Consider the following 6,631-nt stretch of genomic DNA (forward strand, 5'->3'; position numbering starts at 1 on the left):
GAGCCGAGCCGAGCCGAGTATAGAGAGGGAAGGGCCAGCCCCCCGGCTTCGCCCTTCAAAGACCGCTGGCCAAATCACACGGCTGGCTGTCGGATTCATCGCCCCCACGGACGCCCGCACGGCGGCGTCGGACAGGGCCACCGGGCGTGGCCTGCCGTCTGCTGCCACAGGCGGCGGGCATGCCAAGTCACCCCGTCATGTGATGAAACCCCCACGCCCGAGCGGCATGGGGGAGTTCCAACGCATTCAAACCCCTGTCCACGACTTCTCCCGGGCTGCATTGCCTCGGGAATTACGCACCGCCCCTGCCAAGGCATCTCCGTGACGTGGCCCTGTGCCCGCACGGGATGCACCGCAGGTCCGGATCAACCCTCTGTCCATCCATTCCACCGCAAACACCATGGCCACCACCCCCGACCCCAACGCCCTCACCACCATCGCCAGCGTCGAATGCTCTGACCTCATCCTTTCCGCTAACGAGACCTGCACCTACACCATCGTCTTCACCAGAGCGGTGAAACCGGCAACCTTCACCCTTGCGGACCTGAAGATTGTCAAACCCAGCACGTATGAGGTGATAACCAACAAGGGCGAGTTGTCGAACCTGCGCACCACGGACAACAACATCACTTGGAAGTTCGACCTGAAGGCCCCGGATTCCGGCGACTCGACTGGCAACCTTATCCTTCTGCATGCCGAAGACGTGGAGGATGTGAATGGCAACCGGTGCGCAGGAGTAGGCGTACAAGGCGTAGACGTGCTGAGCCGCATGTACTCAGACGGGGTACAGGCATTCCGCGCACACACCTACACCATCGACACCACAAAGCCCACCGCCACCGTCACGTTCAACAAAAGCGCCTTCACGGTCGGTGAAACCGCCACCGTGACCTTTGCCTTTAGCGAGGATGTGGGCACCAGCTTCGGCCGCGACGACGTCGAGGTGGACAACGGTACGCTGGGCGAGCTGACCCGCGTCGCAAACACCAATAGATGGACCGCCAGCTTCACGCCCTCAGTCAACGTGGAGGACGCGAGCAATACCATCCGCGTGAACCTCACGGGCGTGACCGACCTTGCGGGCAACGCCGGAACGGGAAAGGCGGCGAGCACGATCGACACCACGAAGCCCAGCGCTACCGTCACGCTCGACAAGAGCATCTTCAAGGTCGGCGAAACCGCCACCGTGACCTTTGCCTTCAGCGAGGACGTGGGCACCAGCTTCAGCAGCGCCGACGTCGTGGCGGAAAACGGTACGCTGGGCGAGCTGACCCGCACCGCAGGCACGAACAGCTGGACCGCCACCTTCACGCCCACGAACGGTCTGCAAAAGACTACCAACAACAGCATCCGCGTGAACCTCACGGGCGTGACCGACATCGTGGGCAACGCCGGCACGGGACAGGCGGTGAGTACGGGCTACACGATAGACACCCTGCGACCCACCGCCACCATCACGCTCGACAAAAGCGCCCTCAAGGTCGGCGAAACCGCCACCGTGACCTTCGCCTTTAGCGAGGATGTGGGCACCAGCTTCGATGCCCACGATATTGTCGGGATGGACAACGTCCGTGGGCTGGACAATCTGACCCGCGTCGAAAGCACCAACAACTGGACCGCCCGCATCACGCCCACGGAGGACGTGGAGGCCGCGCTCAATACCATCCGTGTAAACCTCGCGGGCGTGACCGACACCACGGGCAACGCCGGAGAGGGCCAGGCGGCGAGTACGAACTACACGATCAGCACCCGGCCGCCCAGCGCCGGCGTCACGATCGACAGGAGCCTCCTCAGGGTCGGCGAAACCGCCACCGTGTCCTTCTCCTTCAACAAGGACGTGGGCGCCAGCTTCGGCCTCGACGACGTCGAGGTGGACAACGGCACGCTGAGCGAGCTGACCCGCGCCTCAACCACCAATAACTGGACCGCCAACTTCACGCCCACGGCCAACGTGGAGGCCGCGAGCAATACCGTCCGCGTGAAACTCACGGGCGTGACCGACACCGCGGGCAACGTCGGAGTGGGACAGGTGGTGAGTACGAACTACGCGATCGACACCCGGCCGCCCGGCGCCACCATCACACTCGACAAGAGCAGCCTCCGGGTCGGCGAAACCGCCACCGTGACCTTTGCCTTCAGCGAGGACGTGGGCACCAGCTTCAGCAGCGACGACGTCGAGGTGGACAACGGCACGCTGGGCGCGCTGACCCGCACCGCAAGCACGAACACCGCCCCCTTCACGCCCACGGCCGACGTGGAGGACGCGAGCAATACCATCCGCGTGAAACTCACGGGCGTGACCGACACCGCGGGCAACGCCGGAGTGGGACAGGCGGCGAGCACCAACTACGTGGTGGACACCCGGGCCCCGGTATTCGCCAGCGCCACGGTGAACGGCGCCCAGCTGGTGCTCAGCTACACCGAGGGCCTGAGCCTGGACGCAGGCCACGTCGCGGCGAACGGGGCCTTTGCGGTGCTCGTGAACAACACCGCGAATGCCGTTACCCGGGTCAGCGTCGAGCCCCAAGCCAAGACCGTCACGCTCACGCTGAGCACCGCGGTCACGCCTGGCCAATCGGTGAGCGTCGCCTACCAGGACCCCACGGCCGGTGACGACGCCAACGCCATACAGGACACCGCAGGCAACGACGCAGCCAGCTTCGCTGCCACGCAGGTGCGCAACGACACGGCCACACCCGCACCACGCCGCCCTGCCCTGCCGGAGACGCCAAATGCACCGAATGCGGACAGCGACGGTGTGCCCGACGCCCAGGAAAATCAGGCCGTCGGCCCCAAGGGCTCCATCACCGGCGACGGCAACGGAGACGGCATCCAGGACAGCGCGCAGGCCACCGTCGCATCCTTTCGCGCCAAGACAGCCAACAGCTTCGACACCTCGGTGACCCTGGTGGCCGACAGCCGGGACGGCAAGGTCCCCCTGGACAGCCACACCCGCATCACCGGCCTGGAGCAAGAGGACGCTCCCGCCCTGACGCCCCGGGCGCTGGAGACGCCGATCGCGCTGACGAGTTTCAAGGCCGCGCTGGAGACTGCGGGCAGCAGCGAGACCTTCAGCCTGTACGTGGACCCGAAGATCGGCGTCAACGGCTACTGGCTGCAAGACCACAGCGGCACCTGGGTGAACCTGGCGAGCAGCCCTTACGGCGGCAAGATGGTGAACGAAGGCGGGCGGCTGCGGCTGGATTTTCAGATCAAGGACGGCGGGCCGTTCGACGCCGACCGCCAGGCCGACGGCGTCATCACCGCGCCCGGCGCCGCGGCGAAGATGCCGCTGTCCATCGTGGGGCTGGCGCCCGACGTGGCGCACGACGGGTTCTGGTTCTGATTGCGCGAGCCCGGCGCTCAGGCCGTCGTCTGCACGTGCAGGCGACTCGACTGGCAGCGGTGCAGCGCGCGGTAGTGCTCCAGCGCACGGCCGTTGGCGCCGTAGGCGATGGACTCGATGCGCAATAACGGCTCCTGAGCGGGGAGATCCAGCAAGGCGCTGCTCCGGGAATCCGGCAGCACCGCGTCAATCCAGCGCTCGGCGCGCACGATGCGCAGGCCGTATTGGCGGCGCAGCACGTCGTACAGGGAGCGGTTCTCCAGCCGCATGCGGTGCAGTCCCGGGGCCAGGTCGGCCGGCACCGCCGTCTCGACGAGCAGCTGCAACGCGTCATCCACGCTGCGCAGCCGCTTGAGCGCGACGACCTGCTCCCCCTCCCGCAACCCGAGCGCACGGCTCTCGTCCCCGGTCGGTGCGCGCAATTCCTGAAGCAGGACCTGCGTGCGCACCGTGCGGCCCTTGCGCTGCATCTCGTCGGAGAAGCCGAGCACGGTGGAGACGAAGTCCTCGTCGCGCTCACGCGCGGAGACGAACGCGCCCTGGCCCCGGATCTTGTAGATCAGACCGTTGCGCACCAGGTCGGCCAGCGCCTCCCGGACCACGATGCGCGAAATGCCGAACTGCGCGCCGAATTCGGCCTCGGTGGGCAGCTTGTTGCCCACCGCCAGTTCGCCTTGCAGGATCCGCGCACGCAGCGCATCGCGCAGCTGGGTCCACAGGGGCGCCCCCGCGTTGCGGTCCAGGACGGGAGAGGGATTCGTCGGGTGGTTCACGGCGCAGCGGGGTCCATGGTCGGTTCGGCGGGCAATGATGCATCGAAATCGGGCACGGCGGCGAGCCGCGCGTGGTGCCGCTCGCGCAAGATCGCGGCGCAGGCCTGGAGTTCCTCGCGGCGGCGCGCGCTGTCCCAGTGCAGCGCAGCGCCAGCAACGTCGGCCAACTCGGCGAGCAGCGGGTCGCTGAGCTGCCCCCGGATGGCCAGCAGCGTCCGGCGGATCACCAGGTCGGACAGGCGCGCGACGCCGGTATGCACGCAGAGGTAGCGGATTTCTGCCACCGAGTAAGCCGGGGCATGGCGCAGCGGCGCGTCGCCTGCGTGGGCGAAATGCTCTGCGAGCGCCAGCGCCTGCGATCCATAGCGGCAGACCAGGTCGCCGACGCGGCGCGGGTTCAGGCCGCTGCGCTCGCCGACGTGCGCGAGAAAGCGCTCCATCGCTTGCACGCCGGCTGGCCACGCCGCTGCACCGCCGATGGGCAGCTGCGCGGTCGATTGCACGCGCGATCGGCCCAGCTGTCGCAGCACTTCGTCGCTTGCCTGTTCGGCGAGCGATCGGAAGCTTGTCCATTTGCCGCCCACGAGGGACACCAGCGGGACCGCGCGCGCTGCGTTCGGTGGATCGACGGCGACGGCGTGCTCGCGCGGGATCTGCCCCGGGCGCTCGACCTGCGAGCGGGCCAGCGGGCGCACGCCGACAAAGGTGTAGACCACGTCGTCGCGGCCGAAGCGCAGGCGCGGGAACAGTTCGCGCAGCACGCCGAGCAGGTAGTCGATCTCGTGCGGTGCGGTCGCGACCTGGTCCGGGTCATCGACCGGGATGTCGGTGGAGCCGAGCAGCACGCGGCCGAGGAAGGGATAGACGATGCACACGCGCCCATCCGACGCCTCGAAGTAGGTCATGCGGCCATCGAGCGCGTCGTGCAGCGCGGGGTGATCCAGGACGAGGTGCGAGCCCTTGGTCCCCATGACGCGCGAACCCGCCCCCGCGAGCGCCCGGGCCGCGTGGTCGAGCCAGGCACCGCTGGCGTTGACCAGCACGTCGGCCGTGACCTGCACCTGCTCGCCGCTGATCTCGTCGCGCAGCGTCACCGCCTTGCCGTCGCAGCGCGTGAGCTGGCAGTAGTTCGCCGCCACCGAGCGCGGCTGGTCGCGGCAGGCGTCGGCCAGCAACTCGAGGATGAGCCATTCCGGATGGCTGATCCAGGCGTCGAAATAGGTGGCGATCCAGCGCACCGAGGGGCGAAAGAGCCCTGCGTCGGCCGGCGGCACGCGGGAGATCCGGTGCCCGGGCAGCACGCACTGCCGGCGCCCGAGCAGCTCGTACAGGCGCAGGCCGAGCGCGACGACGAACAACCCGCGCGCGCCCGGCGACGCGCTGCGCCCCGCAAAGCGCAGGGCACTGCCGAGCAGCCCGCCAAAGCGGCTCGACAGCGGCACCATGGTCCTGAGCGGGCGCACGAGATGCGGGGCGTTGCGCAGCAGCCGGTTGCGCTCGCGCGTGGCCTCGGCGACGAGCGAGAACGCCCCGCTCTCCAGGTAGCGCAGGCCGCCGTGGATCATGCGCGAAGGGGCACTGCTCGCGCCGGCGGCAAAGTCCCCCTTGTCCACGACCAGGCAGTCCACCCCTTGCAACGACAGGTCGCGGAATACACCGACGCCATTGATTCCCGCGCCCACGATGACGACCGAGAAATGCCGCCCGGCCAGCGCCGGCGTGCGCACGAAGGTTTGCTGGGGGTCGTTCATTGCCCCGGCTCCGCCATGTGCGCGCACACGGGCGGCATGCTTTCGACGAGCTTCAGAAAGCCGCCGTAGTAGTCCGCGCAGGCATCGGCATCCTGCGCGTCGTGCGCGACGCGCTCGAAGGATGGCGCGGGCATGCTCGCGCCCTGCGACATGGCCGCGTACAGCGCGGCGCCGCGCGCGCCGGTCTCGTCGTCGCCGCAGCGCGCAACGGAATGCCCGAGGAAGGATGCGATCAGCCGCACCAGGCGCACGTCGCGCGCGCCGCCGCCCAGCGCGGCCACGCGGGTGCGCACGCCGAGCCCGCATGACGCGAGGCGACCGAGGTGCCGCGCGTGCAGCGCGGCCACCGCATCGACCACGGCGCGGGCCATGTGCGCGCGGCCGTGCTGCGGCCGGAGCCCGATGAAACCGGCCGCCACGCCTTCCGGCACGCTGCCTCCGTTGATGAAGGGCAGGAAGCGCAGCCCCTGCGCGCCCAGGGGCACGGACAGCGCGCAGTCGAGCAGCTGCGCCGCACCGTGCAGGCCCAGCGTGCGCGCCAGCCACGCGACGTTGGCCATGGAGGACGGGCTGTTCTCCAGGTACAGGCGCTGGCCCGCCACGCCGAAGTTCACGATGGCTCCGACCGCGGGCTTGGGCTCGCGCACGCTGTCGATCACCGCGTTCACGCACCAGGTGCCGAGCACGGCGACCGCCTGGCCGCGTTGCGGCGCGCCGACCGCCATGAGCGACGCGAGCAGGTCGATCGCGCTGGCCGCCAC

At 68.8% G+C, this 6,631-nt stretch carries 4 protein-coding genes; 1 reads left to right on the plus strand and 3 read right to left on the minus strand.

All coding sequences use genetic code 11. From position 1 onward, the window contains the following. The first annotated feature begins 400 nt into the window (after positions 1-400). Positions 401-3,346 (plus strand): Ig-like domain-containing protein, encoded by a 2,946-nt coding sequence (locus tag VTU_RS30555; protein WP_010100792.1) that lies wholly within the window; start codon positions 401-403, stop codon positions 3,344-3,346. 17 nt (positions 3,347-3,363) lie between these two features. Here the strand turns inward: VTU_RS30555 and VTU_RS0103435 are convergent, their stop codons facing one another. The 3 genes from VTU_RS0103435 to VTU_RS0103445 all read right to left on the minus strand — a co-directional run. Continuing rightward, positions 3,364-4,119 (minus strand): GntR family transcriptional regulator, encoded by a 756-nt coding sequence (locus VTU_RS0103435; protein ID WP_010100794.1) that lies wholly within the window; start codon positions 4,117-4,119, stop codon positions 3,364-3,366. Then, complete coding sequence (locus tag VTU_RS0103440; protein WP_010100796.1) at positions 4,116-5,870, minus strand: glycerol-3-phosphate dehydrogenase/oxidase; 1,755 nt, start codon at positions 5,868-5,870, stop codon at positions 4,116-4,118. The genes VTU_RS0103435 and VTU_RS0103440 overlap by 4 nt, the downstream gene beginning before the upstream one ends. After that, a partial coding sequence (locus VTU_RS0103445) for an FGGY-family carbohydrate kinase (protein ID WP_029554063.1) occupies positions 5,867-6,631 on the minus strand: 765 nt, incomplete at its 5' end. The genes VTU_RS0103445 and VTU_RS0103440, both read right to left, overlap by 4 nt.

Origin of the sequence: Verminephrobacter aporrectodeae subsp. tuberculatae At4, from assembly GCF_000193225.1 — a bacterium.
GTDB classification, from domain to species: Bacteria; Pseudomonadota; Gammaproteobacteria; order Burkholderiales; family Burkholderiaceae_C; genus Acidovorax; species Acidovorax aporrectodeae.